Source organism: Paracidovorax oryzae ATCC 19882 (genome assembly GCF_000687165.1).
Taxonomy (GTDB): domain Bacteria; phylum Pseudomonadota; class Gammaproteobacteria; order Burkholderiales; family Burkholderiaceae_C; genus Paracidovorax; species Paracidovorax oryzae.
On sequence record NZ_JMKU01000005.1, the window covers coordinates 111,673 to 134,212 of the forward strand.

Sequence of the window (22,540 nt, forward strand, 5' to 3'; positions counted from 1 at the left end):
GCCGCTCAGTTGTCGCGGGCGGCCCTGGCCTGGTCGGGGAAGTCCGAGAACACGCCGTCCACGCCGAGGCGGAAGAACTGGCGGTATTCGGCCGCAGGATCGCCCTTGTAGTCGGAGGCGAGCCGCTTGGCCTCGCTGCGGAAGGTGTAGGGATGCACGAACAGCCCGGCCGCATGGGCGTCGGCCACCACGCGGGTGGGCGACATCACGATGCGGTCGCGCTCGTCGATGATGCCGTCGCCGTTGAGGTCGTCCGGCTTGCCGTCGTTGTTGGCGTCCTGCAGCCGCGTCGGGATCAGGTAGGGCTTCCAGGGGCCGATGCCGTCCGCATAGGTCTTCACCTCCCGCAGCCCCTCGGGCGTGAGCAGGCTGGCGAAAGTGCGGCGGTCGCCGGCCACCGCGAAATCGTAGGGCTTGTCGTAGGGCGCCGTGAGGTCGATGCTGCCGTCGGGTTTCACATCGTTGCCGTCCACGAGCTGCACGAGGCGCACCTGGGTCTTCGTGCGCAGGTACTTGAGGTTGGACACCTCGAAGGACTGCACCATGACCGGCGAGGCCACCTTGGTGTAGCCGTACTGCGCGAGCGTGTCGAGCAGCCGGTCCTCGAGCTTCAGGTTCAGGTTGGCATGGTAGGTGGGGTGCTTGGTCTCGATGTAGACGCCCACGGTGCGGCCCGCCTTCGCTCCTTCGGTGCGTGCGAGGTCCAGCACCTCGGTGAGCGTGGGGATCTGGAAGCGGCCATTGAAGGACTGGTCGCGGTCGGCCAGGGGCTGGATGGCACGCAGGGTCTTGATCTCGGCCAGCGTGAAATCGGAGGCGAACCAGCCCTCTTCCTGCACGCCGTCCACCATCCTGCGAGTCTTGCGACTGGCGAATTCGGGGCGCTGCGATACATCGGTCGTGCCGGTGATGTTCGGCTCGTGGCGGGCGATGAGCACGCCGTCCCTGGTCGCCACCAGGTCCGGCTCGATGAAGTCGGCGCCCAGCTCGATGCCGCGGCGGTAGCCTTCGAGCGTGTGGTCGGGCAGGTAGCCGGCGGCGCCGCGGTGGCCGATCACCAGGGCTTTGGAGCCGTCGAGGGTGGAATGGATGCTGCCGCCATTGCCGCCGCAGGCGGACAGGGCCGCGCATGCGGCGGCGGCCAGGGCCAACCGGCCGGTGAACACCAGGGCGGCGGCCGGGCCGCGCGCGATTCGTTGCGTCATCATTGGTCTCTTCTCCCTTGTGAATGGACGGTATGCGCCCGCGCGCACTCTGTCGGTGCCGCATGACAGCCCGGTGACACCGCCGCGCCGCCCGCCGGACGCGCGCAAACCCCGGATCAGCGGCACCCGCACAGGGTAATTCCAGGGTTCGGCCCGTCAACCCGGGGAAGCATGGCGCGTTTCTTGCAGCATGCCCTTCGGCCCCCATGGGCCCGACGAACTTTCCCTGCCGACCGGACTCTGTTCCTTTCGATGAAACGCTGGCCCCTTTTCTCCTCCATCGCGCTCGCCCTCGCCGTGACGGCGGGTTGCGCCACCCTCGACGCGAAACAGCGCGAATGGATCTTCCAGCCCAGCGACCGGGCCTGGGGGGGGGCGCAATCCACGGACGACATGCAGGACGTGTGGATCGCGTTCGATTCGCGCGCCACGGGCAAGGCGGAAAAGCTGCACGGGCTCTGGATGCCCTCGGACCGGGCCAATGCTCCCGTCCTGCTGTACCTGCACGGCGCACGCTGGAACGTTTCCGGCTCCGCAGGCCGCATCCGGCGCATGAACGACATGGGCTTCTCGGTGCTGGCGGTGGACTACCGCGGGTTCGGGCGCAGCAGCCCTGCCCTGCCCTCGGAGGCGACGGCCCTGGAAGACGCCCGGGCGGCCTGGGACTGGCTCGCGGCGCGGGAGCCCCGGGCGCCGCGCTACATCTTCGGCCATTCGCTGGGCGGGGCGATCGCCATCGACCTGGCCGCCATGGTGCCGGACGAAAAGGGCACCATCGTGGAGGGAACGTTCACCAACATTCCCGAGGTGGTGGCCACGTTCAAATGGGGGTGGCTGCCCATCTCGGGCCTCATCACGCAGCGTTTCGAGTCGATCCGCAAGGTGGCGCACATCGGCTCGCCGTTGCTCGTGGTGCACGGCAGCGACGACAGCCTGATCCCGCCATCCCTGGGCAGGCGGCTGTACGAAGCAGCCCAGGGGCCGAAGCGCTTCGTCCTGGTGGAGGGCGGCACCCACCACAGCACCAACAGCGTGGGCGAAGCGCAGTACCGGGAAGCGCTGGCGGACCTGTTCCGGATCCCCGCCGGACCGGTGCCCGCGCGCGCACCGGCGCAACGGGCATCGGCCGCCAGTTCCGCGGCCTGACCGGGACAGGGCCCGGAGGTTCAGCCTCCTGCGGCTGCGGAGGCCGCGACGCTCTCCCGTGCCGCCAGGATCTCCGGCAGGTGCCCGCCGATCCAGTCGGCCAGGGCCTGCACGTGCCGGCCGACCTCGCGTCCCAGGGGCGTCAGGCAGTATTCGACATGCGGCGGCACGACGGGATAAGCCCGTCGCTCCACGAAACCGTCCCGTTCCAGCACCTGCAGCGCCTGCGCCAGCATGCGCTCGCTCACGCCGCCCACCTTGCGCCGCAGTTCGCTGAACCGCAGTGTGCGGTCGTCGAGCGCCACCAGCACCAGCACGCCCCAGCGGCTCGTGACGTGCTGCAGGATCTCGCGCGACGGGCAGTCCGGCGACAGCACATCGCCCCGGCGCATCAGTTCGGCCAGGGGAAGGGACGCCAGGGCGCCGCAGGCCGGAGGCGGAGGGCGCGACGGCCCGGTGGTGCCGGAGGACACCGGGTGGGGAATGGGGATGGTGGAGTGCTGGTCCATCACTTACCTTTTTGTAGGTACTTACGAAAAGTTTGCTTGATGGTTATTGTCGCGTCTTCGTTCACTCGTCACAAGGAACAGGACATGATCGCCATCACCGGAGCCTCCGGCCAGCTCGGCCGCCTCGTCATCGATACCCTGCTGCGCACGGTTCCCGCCCGGGACATCGTGGCGCTGGTGCGCACCCCCGCCAAGGTGCAGGACCTCGCCGACCGCGGAGTCGTGGTGCGGCAGGCCGACTATGCCGCGCCGGCCGGCTGGGATACGGCCCTGCAGGGCGTGCGCAGGCTGCTGCTGATCTCCAGCAGCGAAGTGGGGCAACGCACGGCGCAGCACCGCACCGTCATCGATGCCGCGCGGAGCGCGGGCGTGGAACTGCTGGCCTACACCAGCGTGCTGCACGCGGACACCTCGGCCCTGGAACTGGCGCGCGAGCACCGGGACACCGAAGCGCTGCTGCGGGAATCCGGCGTGCCCCACGTGCTGCTGCGCAACGGCTGGTACACCGAGAACTACCTGGCCGGGGTGGGCGCCGCGCTGCAGCACGGAGTGCTGCCGGGCAGCGCGGGCGACGGCCGCATCGCGTCGGCAGCCCGGGCGGACTATGCCGAAGCGGCCGCCGCGGTGCTGCAGGCGCCGGACCAGGCCGGCAAGGTGCATGAACTGGCGGGCGACAGCGCCTATACGCTGGCGGAGCTGGCGGCGGAAATCTCCCGCGCGTCGGGCCGGTCCATCCCCTACCGCGACCTGCCCGAAGCGGAATACGCCAGGATCCTGGAGGGCGCCGGCCTGCCCGCGCCGTTCGCAGCCATCCTGGCCCAGTCCGATGCCGCGGCGGCACAGGGAGCGCTGTTCGACGGCAGCGGCCAGCTGGCACGGCTCATCGGCCGGCCGACCACGCCGTGGCAGGGCCAGGCCGCCGAGGCCGTCCGCGCCGCCATGCCGGGCTGACCTGCCGGCCGCGGGCAGGCACCGCGCGCTGGTACGCTCCGGGGGATCATGTCCAGTCCCTCTTCCCTGCCGGCCGCCGGTGCGCCGGCAACCCACCTGCCCCGCGGAGCGGCCGCGCCGGCGCTGCCTGCCTGCCTCGCGCTGGCGGGCCCCACCGCATCGGGCAAGACGGCCGGCGCCCTCGCCCTGGCCCGTGCGCTCGCGCCCCATCGTCCCGTGGAAATCGTGAGCGTGGATTCGGCGCTGGTTTACCGCGGCATGGACATCGGCACGGCCAAGCCGACGGCCGCCGAGCAGGCAGCCGTGCCGCACCACCTGATCGACATCCGCGATCCGCTGCAGCCCTACAGCGCCGCCGAATTCGTGGCCGACGCGCAGCGACTCGTGCGCGAGATCCAGGCGCGCGGTGCCCTGCCGCTGCTGGTGGGGGGCACGATGCTGTACTTCAAGGCGCTGTGGGATGGTATCGACGACATGCCGCCGGCCGACGCCGCCGTGCGGGCCCGGCTGGAAGCACAGGCCGCGGCCGAAGGCTGGCCGGCCCTGCATGCGGAACTGGCCCGCGTGGACCCGCCGACGGCGGCCCGGCTGGCGCCCGGCGACAGCCAGCGCATCCAGCGGGCGCTGGAGGTCTGGCACGTGTCGGGGCGCCCGCTTTCGAGCTTTCACACCCGCGCAGCTTCGTCCGGGAACGCAGCGGACACGCGGCACGGGCCCATGCCGCTTTTTTCGCTGGAGCCCCAGGACCGTGCCTGGCTGCACGAACGCATCGCCCGGCGCTTCGACGCCATGCTGGACGAGGGTTTCGTGGACGAAGTCCGGCGCCTGCGCGCGCGCGGCGACCTGCATCCGGACCTGCCATCGATGCGCTGCGTGGGCTACCGCCAGGCCTGGGAGGCGCTGGACGAAGAAGCGCGCACCGGCCGGCTGCCGCTGGTGGAGCTGCGCGAGCGCGGCATCGCCGCCACCCGGCAACTCGCCAAGCGGCAGGTCACCTGGCTGCGCGCGATGCCGTGGCGCCACGCGATCGCCTGCGATGCCCCGGGCGCCACGGACCGCTGGGTGGCGGCCGCGCTCGAAACGCCCGGAGTGCGGGCGTGACGGCCCACGGCGGCGGGATCTCCGCGGGCATGCCACTGCTGCAGGCGGCCGGGCTGACGCGCCACTACGGCACCGGCACGCCCGTGTTCCGCGATGTCGATCTGGCCGTGCAGCCCGGGGAATTCATCGCCATCGTCGGCGAATCCGGCGTGGGCAAGTCCACGCTGCTCAACTGCCTGGCCGGGCTGGACCATTGGCAGGCCGGCAGCGTGCGCCATGGCACGGCCGACCTGGGCGCCATGGACGATGCGGAGCGCGCCCGGTGGCGGCGCGTGCATGTGGGTTTCGTGTTCCAGGCGTTCCACGTGCTGCCGCACCTGGACGTGGCGCAGAACGTGGCACTGCCGCTGATGCTGCTAGGCCGCAGCGACCCGGCGCGGGTGGACCGCATGCTCGAGGCCGTAGGCCTGCAGGGCCTGGGCGCGCGGCTGCCCCGGCAGCTGAGCGGCGGCCAATTGCAGCGCGTGGCCATCGCGCGTGCGCTGGTGCATGGCCCGGGCCTGCTGCTGGCTGATGAGCCCACCGGCAACCTGGACCCGGCCACCGCTGAAAGGGTGATGGACCTGCTCGTCGCGCAGACGCGCGACCACGGGGCCGCGATGGTGCTCGTCACCCATTCGCGGGCCGCGGCGCAGCGCGCCGACCGCACGCTGCGCCTGACGGCGGACGGCATCCGGCCGGAGGGCATCGCGGCCGGCTGAGCCGCCCTGGCCCGCCCTATTCGATCGCGAGCCGCTGGCCGCCGGCGCCGCGCTTCTTGGGCAGCGTCAGCGTGAGCACGCCGTGGTCGTATTTCGCCTTCGCTTCCTGCGCGTCGATCTCGGCCGGCAACTGGAACGAGCGGGCCACGGCGCCGTAATAGCGCTCGGAGCGCAGCACCTTGTCGCCTTCGGTCTGCTGGTCGTGCTGCCGCACCTCGGCGCGCAGGCTCACGACGTTGCCGTCGAGCGAGACATGGATGTCCTCCTTGGGCACGCCGGGAATCTCGGCGTGCACGGTGTAGCCGCCGTCGCTTTCCTTCACGTCCACCTTGATCTGCTGCGGCGTGGGCAGGCCGTCGCCATGCAGCGGGCGCACGTAGAAGCCGGGCGCGAAGTCCTTGAAAAATTCGTCCAGAAGACCGCCACGGGTCACGAGTGAATTCATGATGAGCTCCTTCGTCGTGTCGAACATCAGGGTTGGAAAACGTGCCGGCATGCCGGCCGCACTGCCCATATAGGCCTGCGGCCATGCGCTTCAAGACCCCGGGCGGCCTCCACGGCACGGGCCGTGACGGCAGCGCCACAATCGCTTCATGCTCGCCTTGCTCCGCACCTTTTCCTGGCAGGAACTGCGCCGCCATCCCTGGCGCACCGCGGTGGCCATGGTCTCCGTCATGCTGGGCGTCGCCCTGGCCTTCGCGGTGCACGTGATCCATGCCTCCGCGCTCTCGGAATTCAGCCAGGCGGTGCGCGCGGCCGGCGGCCAGCCCGACCTGCAACTGCGCGCCGCGCAGGGCGACCTGCCGGAGGCGCTGTACGGCCCCGTGGCCACCCATGCCCTCGTGACACGGGCGGGCCCCGTGCTGGAGGTCTCCGTGCAGGCCAGCGCCCCCGGACGCAGCCCGGTGGCGCTGCGCGTGGTGGCGGCGGACACGCTGCTGCTCGGGGCCATGGCGCCGGAGCTCGCGCCGCGGCCGTTCCCGGATGCGGGCCGGCTCGCCATCCTGTCGCCCGCCACGCTGTTCCTCAATGCAGCCGCGCTGCAGGCCCTGGGGCTGCAGGCCGACCGCGGCAGCCCGGTGGCCTTGCGCCAGGGCCTGGCCGGGCACGCAGCCCGGGTGGCCGGCACGGTGGCGGCCGCGGGGCCGCCGCTGGCGGTGATGGACATCGGCGCGGCGCAGGATTTCTTCGGCCGTGCGGGCCGGCTGAGCCGCATCGACGTGCAGTTGCAGGCCGGCCGGCGCGTGGAGGATTTCCAGGCAGCGCTGCCGCAGATGCTGCAGGCCGCGGGCCTGGAGGCGGCCGATGCGGCGGGCATCGCCGTCGTGCGGCCGCAGGACACGGCGCGGCGCACGGACGACCTGTCCCGCGCCTACCGGGTGAACCTGACGGTGCTGGCCCTGGTCGCGCTCTTCACCGGGGGCTACCTGGTGTTCTCCGTGCTGGCGCTGAGCGTGGCGCGCCGCAGTCCGCAATTCGCGCTGCTGGCGGTGCTCGGCGCCACGCCGCGCATGCGTCGGGCCCTGGTGCTGGCCGAGTCCGCGGCCCTGGGGGCCGCCGGCAGCGTGGCCGGCATCGCGCTCGGCACGGGCCTGGCCGCGCTGGCACTGCGTGCCATGGGTGGCGACCTGGGCGGAGGGTATTTCGAAGGTGTGCGCCCCTCGCTGCAGTGGAGTGCCGGCGCCGCGTTGCTGTACGCGGCGCTGGGGACCGCGGCCGCGCTGGCGGGCGGCTGGTGGCCGGCGCGATCGGCGGAACGGCTGGCTCCGGCCGTCGCGCTCAAGGGAGCGGGCACGGACCCCGGCATGCAGCCCCGCCTGGCACTGCCCGCGCTGTGCGCCGCGGCGGGGTGTGCTCTGGCATTCGCGCCGCCGGTGGCGGGGTTGCCGCTCGGCGCGTACGCGTCGGTCGCGCTGCTGCTCGTGGGCGGCATCGGCCTGCTGCCGGTGCTGGTCCACGGGCTGCTGAGCGTGCTGGCCCCCTGGGCGGGCCGCCGCCCGCTCTCGATGCTCGCCGTGGAGCGCGCACGGCGGATGCACGGCATGGCGGCCGTGGCGGTCGGCGGCGTGGTGGCCAGCCTGGCCCTGTCGGTGGCATTGACGGTGATGGTGGCCAGCTTCCGCGGCTCGGTGCTGCAGTGGCTGGACACCGCGCTGCCCGCGCCGCTGTACCTGCGTGCGACAGGGGGCGGAGGAGGCGGCGGCGATGCGCCCTTTCCACCAGGATGGGACGACACCGTGGCGCGGCTGCCCGGTGTGGAACGGGCCGAGGCGCTGCGCATCGGCAGCCTGCTGCTGGATCCCTCACGCCCCGCCGTGGCGCTGCTGGCCCGCTCCTTCGGGCGCGGCGCGGCGCAGACACTGCCGCTGCGCGAGGCGCCGCTGCCCGTGCCTCCGGGCCGTATCGCGGTGTACGTGAGCGAAGCGCTGGCCGACCTGTACGGGGTGCGGCCGGGCACCGGCTGGCCGGCGCTGTCCCGGGCGATGGCCCTGCGCGCCCGGGGCGCCGGGCAGCCCCCGGCCGAGTTCTTCGTCGCAGGCATATGGCGCGACTATGTGCGCCAGTTCGGCGCGGTGGCCATGGAGCGCGGCGACTACATCCGGCTCACGGGCGATGCCGGCATCGACGACCTGGCGATATGGCCCGCGCCGGGCGCGGACGAGGCCGCGCTGCGGTCCGCCATCACGGCCCGGCTGCCGCAGGCCCTGCGCGAGGGTGCGGAGCCTGCCATCGAGTTCAGCACCGCACAGGCGATCCGGGAACGCTCCCTCGCGCTGTTCGACCGCAGTTTCGCCGTGACCTACTGGCTGCAGGCCGTGGCCATCGGCATCGGGCTGTTCGGCATCGCCGCGAGCTTCTCGGCGCAGGTGCTCGCGCGGCGCAAGGAACTGGGCCTGCTGTCGCACCTGGGCCTGACGCGCCCGCAGATCCTCGGGGTGGTGGCGGGCGAAGGCGCGGCCTGGACCGCCGCCGGGGCCGTCGCGGGGCTGGCGCTCGGCTGCGCCGTCTCGGCCGTGCTCGTCCACGTGGTGAATCCGCAGAGCTTCCACTGGACCATGGAGATGCACATCCCCGCGGCGCGCCTGGCGCTGCTGTGCTGCGCGGTCGTCGCCACCGGCACGGTGGCAGCGTGGCTTGCGTGCTACTCGTCCGCATCCCGCCACGCAGAACTGGCCCTCCGGGAAGACTGGTGAATCAAAAAAAATCATGCCAGGTGATGCATTTTGTTGAATTTCACGCAAAATGACGTCATTGCGAATGGCTATGGGGTTCCGGGGAGGACGCTCCATGACAAGGTGCCCGAGCACCTGCCAGGCCGTTCGACGCATTACTACATTCACCGCAGCCGCCGACCACCGGTGCCGGCCTGCGGGTTGCTTCGGAGGAGATTTTTCATGCTTCGTCACCCACTGCGCTGGCTTGCCGGCGCTGCGCTCGCGCTCACCTTCTGCAATCCGGTCGCGGCCCAATGGGTGGTCCCGCCGGGCTCCTCGCTCGACGTGCCTCCGGGCGGTGCCGTGGACATCTCCTGCACGTCGCTGGACATGCAGGGCACGCTGAACCTGAGCGGCGGCACGCTGTCGGTGGACTCCTCCGCCACGTTCGCCTCCGGCTCCAACGTGACCGGCTCCGGCGGCACCATCTCGGTGGGCGGAGACCTCATCGCCACGGGCCCGGTGAACACCGGCAACAACACGCTCGTGCTGCGCGACGGGTGCGACCCGGGCAATACGTCCCAGATCAGCGGCAACATCGTCGTGCAGAACCTCGTGCTGCAGAGCACGACGGGCCGCAACTTCGTCCTGCCCGCCGGCGCCAACATCACGGTGCTGGGCTCGCTCACGATCCAGGGCACCCAGGCGCAGCCGGTGCAGCTCACCGCCGCCAGCGGCACGGCCGTGGTCAATCTCGGGCCGAATGCCACCGTCACCCGCAATTTCGCCAGCGTGCCGCCCACGGTGCAGATCGGTGCCGCCGCGACGGCAGTGACCTCCATTCCCACGCTCAGCGAATACGGCCTGGTGCTGCTGTCCCTGCTGATGGGCGCGCTCATGGCCTGGAAACGCCGCGGAGCGGCACCACGCCCGCACAGCGCACGCTGAATGCCCTTGCCCGGGCAGAGCACTTCTGCCCCGGGAAGGTACCTGTCGCGAGCGCCGCATGCGCATCAGAAGATATCCAGAGATCCAGTAGAGAGAGGGTTCCACCATGCCGAAAAAACGCCCGGGCCATCATTGGGCCGCCACCACGCTGTGCTCCGTCCTCGCCCTGCATGCCGCAGGCGTGCTCGCCGCGGACATCACCGTCACGCCCCCTGCCGGCGGCGGTTTCGTCGTCAAGGGCGGCAACCAGGAACGGCTGCGCGTGCAGGGCACGGGAGAGGTCTACATCCCCGGCCTGTCCTCGACCGGCACGAGCAACACCCTGACCTGCTATGACGCGGGCACGGGGCAGCTCACCAGGTGCGCCCCCGGCGTGGGCGGTGGCGCGACGGGAGCCACGGGCCCCCTGGGCCCTACCGGGGCAACGGGCGCTGCCGGGGCGACGGGCGCGACCGGTGCCACCGGCGCGTCCGGCCCGACGGGCGCCACCGGGGTGACCGGGGCCACCGGCCCTTCCGGAACCGGCGCCACCGGCGCTACGGGCCCGACAGGCGCCACGGGTGCTACCGGAGCCACGGGACCGACCGGCCCGACGGGCGCCACGGGTGCGGAGGGAGCCACCGGGGTGACCGGCCCGACCGGCGCCACGGGTGTGACGGGGCCCCAGGGCACGCAGGGTCCGCAAGGCATCCAGGGCGTCCAGGGTGTCCAGGGCAACACTGGAGCGACAGGTCCCACCGGTGCCACCGGCCCTACAGGCGCGACAGGCGATCCCGGCGCGACCGGGGCCACGGGCCCGACGGGAAGCGTGGGAGCACTGAGCACGGCTTCGGTGAACGATACCTGCGGCAGCAGCGGACTCAAGGAAGTGACGGCCACCTGCAGCGTGGGCAACGCGGTCTCGGGAGGGTGCCGCACCGCCGACCCTCTGGTGAACCTGCTGACCCAAACCTACAAGAGCGCGAACAACCAATGGAAATGTTCGTACTCCTGCTCATCCGCGGTGAGCATAACGGCGGAGGCGTACTGCCAATAATGCAACGGTGGCGCGAAACAGCGCGCTGCTTTCGCGCAGGCGGGCAAATGCCCAACCGCCCCCGGATGTCGTGAACCGCCCCCGCATCTGCCTCAACATGATCGTGAAGAACGAGGCACCGGTGATCACCCGGTGCCTCGCTTCCGTGCGGCCCTTCATCGACCACTGGGTGATCGTGGACACGGGCTCCACGGACGGCACGCAGGACCTCGTGCGGGATTTCCTGCAGGGCGTGCCCGGCAGCCTGCACGAGCGGCCCTGGAAGAACTTCGCGCACAACCGCAACGAGGCGCTGGAACTCGCCAGGCCGCAGGCGGACTACGTGCTCTTCATCGATGCGGACGAGCAGTTGCGCGTGCCCGGGGGATTCGCCTGGCCCGCGCTGTCCGCGGACGGGTACATGTTCACCTGCCGCATGGGTGACTGCGAGTACCTGCGCAATGCCATGGTCGCCGCGCGCGTGCCCTGGCGCTGGGAGGGCGTGCTGCACGAGTTCCTGGCCGCGCCCGGGCATGCGCCCTGGCAGCCGCTGCCCGGCCCGGTGATCGATGTATCGCACGACGGCGCCCGTGCCCGCGATCCGCAGACCTACCTGCGCGACATCGCCGTGCTCGAACAGGCACTGCGGGACGAGCCCGGCAACACGCGCTATGCGTTCTACCTGGCCCAGAGCCTGCGGGACGCGGGCCGGCTGGATGAGTCGCGGGAAGCCTACCGCCGGCGCGCGGCGATGGGTGGCTGGGACGAGGAGTGCTGGTTCGCGGTCTTCCAGGTCGCCGTGCTCACCGAACGGCTGCAGGCTCCGCCGCACGAGGTACGGGACGCCTACCTCGCGGCCTACGCACAACGGCCCGCGCGCGCGGAGCCCCTGTGCGAACTGGCGCGCTACCACCGGCTGCGGTCGGAGTTCGCGCTGGCCCATCTCTACGCGCAGCAGGCGGCGCGCATGCCGCGGCCTGCGGACATCCTGTTCGTGGATGCCGGCGTCTATGCATGGCGCTCGCTCGACGAACTCGCCGTGAGCGCGTTCTACGTGCAGTCCTTCGAGCAGGGCCGTGAGGCACTGCAGAAGCTGCTGCAGGAGCGGCGCTTCCCGCCTTCCGAGGCTGCGCGCATCGAGGCCAACCGCCCCTTCTTCGGGCTGTAGCGCAGGATGCGGAGCGCGGGCCGCCGCAGCCCGCGCGCCTGCGATACTTCCCGCATGACCGCACTTCCCTCCTCCGGCGCCGCGCCCGGCGGCTGGCTGCACGAAGCCATTGCCCGCATCGAGGCCGACTACCACCGCAGCGCCGACACGCACCTCATCCCGCTCAACCTGCCGGCCTACGCGGCCCATGGCATCGACCTCTACCTGAAGGACGAGTCCACCCATCCCACCGGCAGCCTGAAGCACCGGCTCGCGCGTTCGCTGTTCCTGTACGCGCTGTGCAACGGCTGGGTGCACGAGGGCTCGACCATCGTCGAATCCTCCAGCGGCTCCACGGCGGTGAGCGAGGCGTATTTCGCGCGGCTGCTGGGCCTGCCCTTCGTGGCGGTGATGCCGCGCCGCACCTCGGTGGAAAAAGTGGCGCAGATCGAGTTCCACGGCGGCCGCTGCCACTTCGTGGACAGCCCCGCCGAGGTGTACGACGCGGCGCGAGCGATCGCGGCCGACACCGGCGGGCACTACATGGACCAGTTCACCTATGCCGAACGGGCCACGGACTGGCGCGGCAACAACAACATCGCCGAAAGCATGTTCGTGCAGATGCAGCGCGAGCGCCATCCCGTGCCGCGCTGGATCGTGGTCGGTGCCGGCACGGGGGGCACGAGCGCCACCATCGGCCGCTACATCCGCTACCAGCAGTACGCGACGCAGGTCTGCGTGGCCGATCCGGCCGGCTCGGTGTTCAGTGCCTACTGGCGCTCGGGCGACGGCAGGCTCACGGCGCCGGGCTCCCGGATCGAGGGCATCGGCCGCCCGCGCGTGGAGCCGAGCTTCATCCGCACGCTCGTGGACCACATGGAAGAAGTGGCGGACACCGATTCGGTGGCGGCGATGCAGGTGCTCTCGCAATTGCTCGGGCGGCGCGTCGGCCCCTCCACGGGCACCAATTTCGCGGCCATGCTGCGCCTGGCCAGCGGCATGCGCAAGCGCGGCGAACAGGGCTCGCTGCTGTCGCTGCTGTGCGACTCGGGCGAACGCTACCTGCCCACCTACTTCGACGACGCCTGGGTGGCCGGCACCATCGGCGACTGCGCGGCCGCGCGCGCTGGCATCCAGGCCTGCATGGACGCCTGACCATGCCGGGCCGCCCGACGCGCCGTGCCTGCCTCGCCGCCGCGCTCGGCGCCGCGTCCGCCAGCGCGTGGATGCCCTGGCCGGCGCATGCGCTGCCCGCGCGTGCCCTGGCGTTCCCACGCGACCACGGCAGCCACCCGGACCTGCGCACCGAATGGTGGTACATCACCGGACACACCCACGCGGGTGGCCAGGACTGGGGTTTCCAGATCACCTTCTTCCGCTCCCGGGTGGACGAGACCCGCACGCTGCGCTCCGCCTTCGCGGCCCACCAGTTGCTGTTCGCGCACGCCGCGCTCACCGACGTGCGCAGCGGCCGGCTGCTGCACGACCAGCGCATCGCGCGCGCAGGCTTCGGCGTGGCACGGGCGCAGGAATCCGACACGGCCATCCGGATCGGGGACTGGTCGCTCGCCCGCAGCGGCACGGCGGACGGTGGCAGCCGGTACGCGGCCCGCATCCCGGCAGAACGCTTCACCCTGGAACTGCAGTTCGACAGCACCCAGCCCCTGATCCTGCAGGGCCGCCAGGGCCTGTCGCGCAAGGGGCCGCAGCCGGAGCAGGCGAGCTACTACTACAGCCAGCCCCAGCTGGCAGTGCGCGGCACCATCGCGCTGCCGGGCCGGCGCCTTGCCATCGGCGCGGACGGCAGCGGTGCCCCGCGCACGGCGCGCGCCTGGCTGGACCACGAGTGGAGCGAGGCCCTGATGCACCCCGAGGCCGTGGGCTGGGACTGGATCGGCATGAACCTGGACAACGGCGGCGCGCTCACGGCCTTCCGGCTGCGACGCCAGGACGGCAGCGCGCTCTGGGCCAGCGGCTCGTTCCGCACGGGCGCGGATGCCGCGCTGCAGGTCTTCGAGGACGGGCAGGCCGTGGCGTTCATCCCCCTGCGCCACTGGACCAGCCCGCGCACCGGCACGCGCTACCCCGTCGCCTGGCGCATAGACACGCCCGCGGGCCGCTTCGAGGTCGATGCCCTGGCCGACGACCAGGAGCTGGACAGCCGCGGCTCCACCGGCGCGATCTATTGGGAGGGCCTGAGCGTGCTGCGCGACGCCTCAGGCAGCGAGGTGGGCCGCGGCTACCTGGAACTCACCGGCTACTCGGGCGCGCTGCGCCTGTGATGTCGAAGGCGACTCAGGGGGTCTTCCTCACCCTTGCGATGATCTCCCCCATGATCCCGCGGCGGAACGCCAGCACGCAGACCACGAAGATCAGGCCGGTGACGATGGTCACCGATTCGCCCAGCGTGCGGAACCAGTCCACGCCCGTGAGGGATGCGAGCAGGTTGCCGAATTCGCCGATCTTGTTCTCCAGCAGCACCACCACGGCGGAGCCGACCAGCGGGCCGGACAATGTGCCCAGGCCGCCGACGAGCGTCATCAGGATCACCTGGCCCGAGGCCGTCCAGTGCACGTCCGACAGCGTGGCGAAGCCGAGCACCAGCGTCTTGAGCGAGCCGGCCAGCCCCGCGATGGCGGCCGAGATCACGAAGGCCAGCAGCTTGAAGCGCTGCGTGTCGTAGCCCAGCGAGATGGCGCGCGGCTCGTTCTCCTTGATGCCCTTGAGCACCTGGCCGAACGGCGAATGGATGGTACGCACGATCAGCAGGAAGGCGGCGACCACCACGGCCAGCGCCACGTAGTACATGGTCACGTCGCTGGACAGGTCGAGCACGCCGAACAGCTTGCCGCGCGGCACGCCCTGCAGGCCGTCCTCGCCGCCCGTGAACGGTGCCTGCAGGCAGGCGAAGAACAGCATCTGCGCGAGCGCCAGCGTGATCATCGAGAAATAGATGCCCTGGCGGCGGATGGCCAGCCAGCCGAACAGCAGGCCCAGCAGCGCGCCGCCCGCCGTGCCCAGCAGCAGCCCGATCTCGGGCGTGAGCCCCCAGACCTTGATCGCGTGGCCGGCGACGTAGGCCGCGCCGCCCAGGAAGGCCGCGTGGCCGAAGGACAGCAGCCCCGTGTAGCCCAGCAGCAGGTTGAAGGCGGAAGCGAACAGTGCGAAGCACAGCAGCTTCATCACGAAGACCGGATAGGCGCCGAGGAACGGCGCGGCGATCAGGCCCAGCAGCAGCAGGCCGTAGCCGAAGGTGGCGAGATTCTTTTGGTGCATGTGCGCGGCCCCGTCCTGGTCACTTTTCCTTGCCGAACAGGCCGGCGGGGCGGATGAGCAGCACCACCACCATGATGACGAACACCACGGTGGACGATGCCTCGGGATAGAACACCTTGGTGAAGCCTTCGACGACGCCCAGGCCCAGGCCCGTGAGGATGGAGCCCATGATGGAGCCCATGCCGCCGATCACCACCACCGCGAACACCACGATGATGAGGTTCTGGCCCATGAGCGGCGTGACCTGGTAGACCGGCGCGGCCAGCACGCCCGCGAAGGCGGCCAGCGCCGCACCGAAGGCGTAGGTGAGCGTGATCATCACCGGCACGTTGATGCCGAAGGCCTCCACCAGGCGCGGGTTCTCGGTGCCGGCGCGCAGGTAGGCGCCGAGCTTGGTCTTCTCGATGACATACCACGTGCCGATGCAGACCACGATGGAGGCCACCACCACCCAGGCGCGGTAGTTGGGCAGGATCATGAAGCCGAGGTTGGTGGCGCCTTCCAGCAGCTCGGGCGTGTCGTATCCCAGGCCCGAGACGCCGTAGATGGAGCGGAACACGCCCTCGATCAGCAGCGTGAGCCCGAGCGTGAGCAGCAGGCCGTAGAGGTGGTCGAGCTTGTAGATCCAGCGCAGCAGCAGCCGCTCGATCGCCACGCCGAAAAGGCCGACGACGAGCGGCGCCACGACGAGCATCACCCAGTAGTTGATGCCGAAATACGAACCCGCCATCCAGGTGAGCAGCGCCCCCAGCATGAACAGCGCGCCGTGCGCGAAGTTGATGACGTTCAGCAGGCCGAAGATCACCGCCAGCCCCAGGCTGAGGATGGCGTAGAACGAGCCGTTGACCAGCCCCAGCAGGAGCTGGCTCAGCAGGGCCGGCAGGGAGACACCGAAGATTTCCATGGGGAGGCGGCTTGGGATGCGGGTGGAGGGCGCTCAGGCGGTGAGGATCATTTCCAGAGCGCGCACTTGCTCTCGGCCTTGGTGGCGAAGACCTGGTCGCCCGGCAGCTTCTTCACGAGCTTGTAGTAGTCCCAGCTGCCCTTGGATTCCGCGGGCGTCTTCACCTGCATGAGGTACATGTCGTGCACGTAGCGGCCGTCCGGGCGCAGCGTGCCGCTGTTGAAGAAGTCGTCCATCTTCATGCCGCGCCAGGCTTCCATCACGTTGTCGGCCTCGATGCTCTTGGCGGCTTCCACGGCCTTGAGGTAGTTCATGGTGGCCGAGTAGTCGGCCGCCTGGATCTCGGTCGGGCGGCGCTTGGTCTTCTCCATGAAGCGGTCGGCGAACTTGCGGGTCTCGTCGTTCAGGTCCCAGTACCAGCTGGTGGTGAACTGCAGGCCCTCGGTGGTCTTCAGGCCCAGGCTGTGGATGTCGCTGAAGAAGATCAGCAGGCCGGCGAGTTTCATGTTCTTGCCGATGCCGAATTCCTTGGCGGCCTTGATCGAATTGATCGTGTCGCCGCCCGCGTTGGCCAGGCCCAGGATCTGCGCCTTGGAGTTCTGCGCCTGCAAGAGGAAGGACGAGAAGTCCGACGCGTTGAGCGGGTGCCGCACGGAGCCCACGACGGTGCCGCCCTTTTCCTTCACCACGCGGGAGGTGTCGGCCTCCAGCGCATGGCCGAACGCATAGTCGGCCGTGAGGAAGAACCAGCTCTTGCCGCCCGCATCCACGATGGCCGCGCCCGTGCCCTTGGCCAGGGCCACGGTGTCGTAGGCGTAGTGCACGGTGTAGGGGCTGCACTGCTCGTTGGTCAGCGCCGAGGTGGCCGCGCCGTTGTTGATGAAGACGCGCTTCTTCTCCTGCGCCACCTTGGCCATGGCCAGCGCCGTGCCCGAGTTGGTGCCGCCGAAGACCATGGTCAGCCCCTGCGTGTCGATCCACTCGCGCGCCTTGCTGGCCGCGATGTCCGCCTTGTTCTGGTGGTCCGCCGTGAGCAGTTCGATCGGCCGGCCGAGCACCTTGCCGCCGAAGTCGTCGATCGCCATCTGGATCGCCACTGCGCCGTTCTTGCCCTCCACGTCGGCATACAGGCTCGACATGTCGGTGATGAAGCCGATCTTCACCGGCGCGTCCTGCTGCGCGTGCGCAGCCGAGGCCGCCAAGAGCCCTGCGGCGCCGAGCGCCAGTGCCAGTTGCGTGATTCCGTATGCCATGGTTCTTGTCTCCTTCTGTTGTCGTTCGTCCATCGCGGGAAAGCGGCTGTCAGGCGCGGCGCGTCACTTCCAGAGCGCGCACTTGCTCTCGGCCTTGGTGGTCCACACCTGGTCGGCGGGGAGCTTGGCGACCACCTTGTAGTAGTCCCACGGCTCCTTGGATTCGGCGGGCGACTTCACCTGCATCAGGTACATGTCGTGCGCGAAGCGGCCGTCCGGGCGGATGCTGCCCTTGGCGTAGAAATCGTCGATGGGCGTGGACTTGAGCTTTTCCATCACCTTGTCGGCATCGGTGCTGTTGGCCGCCTGCACGGCCTTCAGGTAGTTCATCGTGGCCGAGTAGTCGGCCGCCTGGATGTCGGTGGGCATGCGCTTGGTCTTGGCGAAGAACTTGCGGCCGAAGGCGCGCGTCTTGTCGTCGAGGTTCCAGTCCCAGCTGGTGGTGAGCAGCAGGCCTTCGGTGTTCTTCAGGCCCAGGCTGTGGATGTCCGTCAGGAACACCAGCAGGCCGGCCATCTTCATGCTCTTGTTGATGCCGAACTCGCGCGCGGCCTTGATCGCGTTGATCGTGTCGCCGCCCGCGTTCGCCAGGCCCAGGATCTGCGCCTTCGAGTTCTGCGCCTGCAGCAGGAACGAGGAGAAGTCGGACGCATTGAGCGGATGCTTCACGCTGCCCAGCACGCGGCCGCCCTTCTCCTTCACCACCTTGGCCGTGTCCGCCTCCAGCGCCGCACCGAAGGCATAGTCGGCCGTCAGGAAGAACCAGTCCTTGCCGCCCTGCTGCACCACGGCGCCGCCCGTGCCCTTGGCCAGCGCCACGGTGTCGTAGGCGTACTGCACGGTGTAGGGGCTGCACTGCTCGTTGGTCAGCGCCGATGTGCCCGCCCCGTTCACGATGAAGACGCGCTTCTTCTCCTGCGCCACCTTGGCCATGGCCAGCGCCGTGCCCGAGTTGGTGCCGCCGAAGAGCATCGTCAGGCCCTGCGTGTCGATCCACTCGCGCGCCTTGCTGGCCGCGATGTCGGCCTTGTTCTGGTGGTCGGCGGAGACCAGCTCGATCGGCATGCCCAGCACCTTGCCGCCGAAATCGTCGATCGCCATCTGGATCGCCACGGCGCCGTTCTTGCCCTCCACGTCGGCGTACAGGCTCGACATGTCGGTGATGAAGCCGATCTTCACCTTGCCCTCCTGCGCCTGCACGGCCGAAGCGGCGCACAGGCCTGCGAGGCCGAGCGCCACGGCGAGGGTCTTGAAGGTCGCGGTAGTGCGTGGAAGCTTCTTCATGTCGTTGTCTCCTGAGGCTGGATGGTCGTTCGTTCGTTTGTTCGGTCGGGTCGTGTTCGGCTCACACGCCCAGCAATTCGTTCAGCACCGGCATGCGCTGCTCCAGTTCGTCGGCGCCGAACTGCAGGGCGATGCCTCCGTGCTCCATCACGTAGAAGCGGTCGGCGAGCGGCGCGGCGAAGCGGAAGTTCTGCTCCACCATCACCACCGTGTAGCCCTTCTGGCGCAGCGTGGTGATCATGCGCGCCAGGGCCTGCACGATGACGGGCGCGAGCCCTTCCGAGATTTCGTCGAGCAGCAGCAGCTGCGCGCCCGTGCGCAGGATTCGCGCCACGGCCAGCATCTGCTGCTCCCCGCCCGACAGGCGCGTGCCCTGGCTGTGGCGGCGCTCCGCGAGGTTGGGGAACATCGCGTAGATCTCGTCCAGCGGCATGCCGGCGCGGCCCGTCTTGAGCACGGGTGGCAGCAGCAGGTTCTCTTCGCACGACAGGCTGGAGAAGATGCCGCGCTCCTCCGGGCAGTAACCCACGCCCAGGTGCGCGATGCGGTGCGTGGGCATCTGGATGGTTTCCTGCCCGTTGATCTTCACCGAGCCCTTGCGCGCACCGGTCAAACCCATCACTGCGCGCAGCGTGGAGGTGCGGCCCGCGCCGTTGCGGCCCAGCAGCGTGACCACCTCGCCGGGCTGCACGACCATGTCCACGCCGTGCAACACATGCGATTCGCCGTACCAGGCTTCCAGGCCGCGGATTTCGAGAGCGGGGGAAGATGCCATCTCAGTGATCCAATGCGCAGATTGCGGCCAGCCGCCGTTGAAAGCGACACGGCCTTTCCGCTCCGAAGGCCGCGGAGCAGGCCAGGCCAGCAGACGCCGTGGAACGGGCTTGGCCCGGCCACTGGCGGCGTCCCCCTTCCCGCAGGAGAAGGGGGAAGGCGCGAAGCGCCACAGGGGGTTGGCGCATCATCAGTGAGCCCCCTGAAGCTGGCCGTCCGTGGTGCCCATGTACGCCTCCATGACCTGCGGATTGCGCGAGACCTCCTCGTACGGCCCCTCGGCCAGCACGGCCCCGCGCTGCAGCACCGTGATGCGGTCTGCGATGGTGGAGATGACTTTCATGTTGTGCTCGACCATGAGGATCGTGCGGCCGGCCGACACCTTCTTGATGAGCTGCGTGACGCGGTCCACGTCCTCGTGGCCCATGCCCTGCGTGGGCTCGTCGAGCAGCATCAGTTCGGGCTCCATCGCCAGGGTCGTGGCGATCTCCAGCGCGCGCTTGCGGCCGTAGGGCAGGTTGACGGTGACCTCGTCGGCCAGGTCGGCCAGGCCCACTTCCGCGAGCAGTTCGCGCGCCCGGCTGTCGAGGTGCGCCAGGCTGCGCTCGCTTTTCCAGAAATGGAACGAGGTGCCGAGCCGGCGCTGCAGGCCGAGCCGCACGTTCTCGGTGAGCGTCAGGTGCGGGAACACGGCCGAGATCTGGAACGAGCGGATCACCCCGCGCCGGGCGATCTGCGCGGGCGCCTCGCGGGTGATGTCCGCGCCGTTGAAAGTGATGGTGCCGGACGTGGGCTCCAGGAACTTGGTCAGCAGGTTGAAGCAGGTGGTCTTGCCCGCGCCGTTGGGGCCGATCAACGCATGGATGGAACCGCGGCGCACCGACAGGTTCACATCGCTCACCGCGGTGAAGCCCTTGAATTCCTTGGTGAGATGGCGGGTTTCGAGAATGACGTCGTCGCGCATGGGGCAGGAGCCGCTCCGTGGTGGGCCCCTCCGGCACGCCGCGCGAGGAACGGCGGCGCATGCCGGGAGGGCAGGTTGCGGTGCATCGTATGCCGCCGTGCCGAAGGCCAGGAACTGGGACAAATGCCTATGTATAAACGCCTAAGCAAACACCCCCCGCCCTGCCGCCGGGGCCTTTCCACGCGGTCGCGGCTTCCCTTGCCGACCTGTCGACCTCAAGGATCACGGCTCCCCATGGACGTTGAGGAGCACTGGTGTATTGCTATATTTTAAATAGCAGACATCCAGCGCGATGAAGGTGCTCCCCGTGCGGGCCGCCACCTTCATACACTGGCGTCACCATGCCAGCCGCCTCCGCACCGCACCACCATTCCGCCACGCCCCCGGGAAATCCCTCGCGCCCGCCGACGCGCGCCCTGGCGGGCCTGGTCCCCTTCCTGCGGCCGTATGCAGGCCGCATTGCCCTGGCCCTGGTGTTCCTGGTGCTGGCTGCGGCTGCCACGCTGGCTTTTCCCGTGGCCCTGCGCTCGCTGATCGACGGCGGCCTGCTGCCCGGCGACCGCGGCGCGCAGGCCATGGCGCTGCGGGAGCACTTCGGGCTGCTGTTCGGCGTGGCGGTAGCGCTGGGCGTGTTCTCGGCGGCACGCTTCTACCTGGTCAGCTGGCTCGGCGAACGGGTCACCGCCGACCTGCGCAACGCCGTGTACGCGCACGTGCTGCGCCAGAGCCCGGCCTTCTTCGAAACCACGCAGACAGGCGAAGTCCTCTCGCGCCTGACCACCGACACCACGCTGGTGCAGACCGTCGTGGGCTCCTCCCTCTCCATGGGCCTGCGCAACGCGGTGATGGGGCTGGGCGCGCTGGGCATGCTGGTCTGGAGCCATCCACGCCTGATGGCCGTCGTGCTGCTGGGCATCGTGCTCGTGGTCGCTCCCACGGCCTGGATCGGGCGCCGGGTGCGGCGGCTGTCGCGCGACAGCCAGGACCGGGTGGCGGACGCCAGCGCACTCGCTGGCGAAGTGCTGAACGCGATTCCCGTGGTGCAGAGCCATACGGCGGAGGCCCGTGAAAGCGTGCGCTTCCAGGCCGCCACCGCGCACGCCTTCGATGCCGCCGTGCGCCGCAGCCGGGCGCGCGCCGCCCTGGTGGCCTTCATCATCGTCGCCAATGCGGGACTGCTGCTCTGGGGCCTGTACCGCGGCACGCAGGCCGTGCTGGCCGGCGACATGTCGGCCGGGCAGCTCGGAGAGACCGTGATCTACGTCATGCTGCTGGCCGGCGCGGTCGCCGTGCTGGGCGAGGTCTATGGCGACCTGCTGCGCGCGGCCGGCGCGACCGAGCGGCTGATGGAACTGCTGGCGACCCGCGCCGCGATCGCCTCGCCCGCGGCACCCGCCCCCCTCCCGGCGGGCAGCCAGGGCCTGCGCGTGGATTTCGAGCATGTCGGCTTCCACTATCCCTCCCGGCCCGCGCAGCCCGCGCTGCGGGACTTCGACCTGCACATCCAGCCTGGCGAGACCGTGGCGCTGGTGGGCGCGAGCGGCGCCGGCAAGACCACCGTCTTCCAGGTGCTGCAGCGCTTCTACGATGTGGATCCGGCGCCGGAAGGCGGCCGCATCCTGCTGGACGGGAAGGACCTGCGCACCCTTGCGCTGGACGACTTCCGGGCCCGCATCGCCGTGGTGCCGCAGGATGCCGTGGTCTTCTCGGCCTCGGCCCGCGAGAACATCCGCTATGGCCGCCCCGAGGCCAGCGACGCCGAGGTGGAGGCCGCCGCACGCGCGGCGTTCGCGCACGATTTCATCGCCGCCCTGCCCGAAGGCTACGGAACCTTCCTGGGGGAGCGCGGCGTGCGCCTGTCGGGCGGGCAGCGCCAGCGCATCGCCATCGCCCGCGCCCTGCTCAAGGACGCCCCGCTGCTGCTGCTCGACGAGGCCACCAGCGCGCTGGATGCCGAAAGCGAACGCATGGTGCAGGCCGCCCTGGATGCCGCGCTGCATTCGCAGGGCCGGCGCCGCACCACGCTGGTGATCGCCCACCGCCTGGCCACGGTCCAGAACGCGGACCGGATCGTCGTGATGGAACAAGGACAGGTCGTCGAGCAGGGCAGGCACGCCGAGCTGATGCTGCGCGGCGGTCCGTATGCCCGCCTCGCGGCGCTGCAATTCACGGCCTGAACGGGGTCGAGCCGGCCGGCGCCGCGCGGT

The 22,540-nt window shown here is 70.2% G+C and carries 20 protein-coding genes; 11 read left to right on the plus strand and 9 right to left on the minus strand.

All coding sequences use genetic code 11. The features are described 5' to 3' along the window. Positions 1-5: 5 nt before the first annotated feature. On the minus strand, positions 6-1,208 hold the full coding sequence (locus tag T336_RS0104035; RefSeq protein ID WP_026431586.1) for a glycerophosphodiester phosphodiesterase: 1,203 nt from the start codon (positions 1,206-1,208) through the stop codon (positions 6-8). A 249-nt stretch (positions 1,209-1,457) separates the two neighbouring features. Here T336_RS0104035 and T336_RS0104040 point away from each other — a divergent pair, with 249 nt between their 5' ends. Then, complete coding sequence (locus T336_RS0104040) at positions 1,458-2,351, plus strand: alpha/beta hydrolase (protein WP_026431587.1); 894 nt, start codon at positions 1,458-1,460, stop codon at positions 2,349-2,351. Positions 2,352-2,371: 20 nt separating this feature from the next. Here the strand turns inward: T336_RS0104040 and T336_RS0104045 are convergent, their stop codons facing one another. Continuing rightward, positions 2,372-2,860, minus strand: coding sequence for a winged helix-turn-helix transcriptional regulator (locus T336_RS0104045; RefSeq protein ID WP_209435941.1), 489 nt, complete (start codon positions 2,858-2,860; stop codon positions 2,372-2,374). Between the two features lie 84 nt (positions 2,861-2,944). Between T336_RS0104045 and T336_RS0104050 the strand changes: the two genes are divergently transcribed. From T336_RS0104050 to T336_RS0104060, 3 genes are read left to right on the plus strand one after another with little or no spacing between them, the layout of a single operon-like run. Next, positions 2,945-3,811 carry an SDR family oxidoreductase gene (locus T336_RS0104050; RefSeq protein WP_026431589.1) on the plus strand — a complete coding sequence of 289 codons (867 nt, stop codon included), beginning with the start codon at positions 2,945-2,947 and terminating at the stop codon, positions 3,809-3,811. Positions 3,812-3,859: 48 nt separating this feature from the next. Continuing rightward, entirely contained in the window at positions 3,860-4,912 is a 1,053-nt protein-coding gene (gene miaA / locus T336_RS0104055) for a tRNA (adenosine(37)-N6)-dimethylallyltransferase MiaA (protein ID WP_084151364.1), read from the plus strand. 29 nt (positions 4,913-4,941) lie between these two features. Beyond that, positions 4,942-5,613 carry an ABC transporter ATP-binding protein gene (locus T336_RS0104060; RefSeq protein WP_209435942.1) on the plus strand — a complete coding sequence of 224 codons (672 nt, stop codon included), beginning with the start codon at positions 4,942-4,944 and terminating at the stop codon, positions 5,611-5,613. A gap of 16 nt (positions 5,614-5,629) precedes the next feature. Here T336_RS0104060 and T336_RS0104065 read toward each other — a convergent pair whose 3' ends face one another. After that, positions 5,630-6,058 carry an Hsp20/alpha crystallin family protein gene (locus T336_RS0104065; RefSeq protein ID WP_026431592.1) on the minus strand — a complete coding sequence of 143 codons (429 nt, stop codon included), beginning with the start codon at positions 6,056-6,058 and terminating at the stop codon, positions 5,630-5,632. A gap of 148 nt (positions 6,059-6,206) precedes the next feature. Here T336_RS0104065 and T336_RS0104070 point away from each other — a divergent pair, with 148 nt between their 5' ends. The 6 genes from T336_RS0104070 (at position 6,207) to T336_RS0104100 (ending at position 14,160) form a co-directional block, all read left to right on the plus strand. Next, positions 6,207-8,807: an ABC transporter permease gene (locus T336_RS0104070; RefSeq protein ID WP_026431593.1), complete on the plus strand. Its 2,601-nt coding sequence runs from the start codon at positions 6,207-6,209 to the stop codon at positions 8,805-8,807. Between the two features lie 201 nt (positions 8,808-9,008). Then, positions 9,009-9,716: an IPTL-CTERM sorting domain-containing protein gene (locus T336_RS0104075; protein WP_019702926.1), complete on the plus strand. Its 708-nt coding sequence runs from the start codon at positions 9,009-9,011 to the stop codon at positions 9,714-9,716. A gap of 106 nt (positions 9,717-9,822) precedes the next feature. Beyond that, entirely contained in the window at positions 9,823-10,752 is a 930-nt protein-coding gene (locus tag T336_RS25925; RefSeq protein ID WP_035225271.1) for a collagen-like domain-containing protein, read from the plus strand. A gap of 97 nt (positions 10,753-10,849) precedes the next feature. Further along, positions 10,850-11,899 (plus strand): tetratricopeptide repeat-containing glycosyltransferase, encoded by a 1,050-nt coding sequence (locus tag T336_RS0104090; RefSeq protein ID WP_051647057.1) that lies wholly within the window; start codon positions 10,850-10,852, stop codon positions 11,897-11,899. Between the two features lie 54 nt (positions 11,900-11,953). Next, positions 11,954-13,033: a PLP-dependent cysteine synthase family protein gene (locus tag T336_RS0104095; RefSeq protein ID WP_026431595.1), complete on the plus strand. Its 1,080-nt coding sequence runs from the start codon at positions 11,954-11,956 to the stop codon at positions 13,031-13,033. Between the two features lie 2 nt (positions 13,034-13,035). Next, the gene (locus T336_RS0104100; protein ID WP_026431596.1) at positions 13,036-14,160 is read left to right on the plus strand and encodes a lipocalin-like domain-containing protein; all 1,125 of its coding nucleotides are present in this window, start codon (positions 13,036-13,038) and stop codon (positions 14,158-14,160) included. A gap of 13 nt (positions 14,161-14,173) precedes the next feature. Here T336_RS0104100 and T336_RS0104105 read toward each other — a convergent pair whose 3' ends face one another. From T336_RS0104105 to T336_RS0104130, 6 genes are all read right to left on the minus strand, one after another. Continuing rightward, entirely contained in the window at positions 14,174-15,154 is a 981-nt protein-coding gene (locus T336_RS0104105) for a branched-chain amino acid ABC transporter permease (protein WP_026431597.1), read from the minus strand. 19 nt (positions 15,155-15,173) lie between these two features. Beyond that, on the minus strand, positions 15,174-16,058 hold the full coding sequence (locus T336_RS0104110) for a branched-chain amino acid ABC transporter permease (protein WP_019702921.1): 885 nt from the start codon (positions 16,056-16,058) through the stop codon (positions 15,174-15,176). 47 nt (positions 16,059-16,105) lie between these two features. Continuing rightward, complete coding sequence (locus tag T336_RS0104115) at positions 16,106-17,311, minus strand: ABC transporter substrate-binding protein (protein ID WP_026431598.1); 1,206 nt, start codon at positions 17,309-17,311, stop codon at positions 16,106-16,108. A gap of 63 nt (positions 17,312-17,374) precedes the next feature. Next, on the minus strand, positions 17,375-18,595 hold the full coding sequence (locus tag T336_RS0104120) for an ABC transporter substrate-binding protein (protein ID WP_026431599.1): 1,221 nt from the start codon (positions 18,593-18,595) through the stop codon (positions 17,375-17,377). 61 nt (positions 18,596-18,656) lie between these two features. Continuing rightward, positions 18,657-19,370 (minus strand): ABC transporter ATP-binding protein, encoded by a 714-nt coding sequence (locus T336_RS0104125; protein ID WP_026431600.1) that lies wholly within the window; start codon positions 19,368-19,370, stop codon positions 18,657-18,659. Positions 19,371-19,559: 189 nt separating this feature from the next. Further along, a complete protein-coding gene (locus T336_RS0104130) occupies positions 19,560-20,333 on the minus strand; it encodes an ABC transporter ATP-binding protein (RefSeq protein WP_026431601.1) in 774 nt (257 codons plus the stop codon). A gap of 341 nt (positions 20,334-20,674) precedes the next feature. On the opposite strand from T336_RS0104130, the gene T336_RS0104135 reads away from it, so the two are divergent. Beyond that, the gene (locus T336_RS0104135; protein WP_026431602.1) at positions 20,675-22,510 is read left to right on the plus strand and encodes an ABC transporter transmembrane domain-containing protein; all 1,836 of its coding nucleotides are present in this window, start codon (positions 20,675-20,677) and stop codon (positions 22,508-22,510) included. The last annotated feature ends 30 nt before the right edge of the window (positions 22,511-22,540 follow it).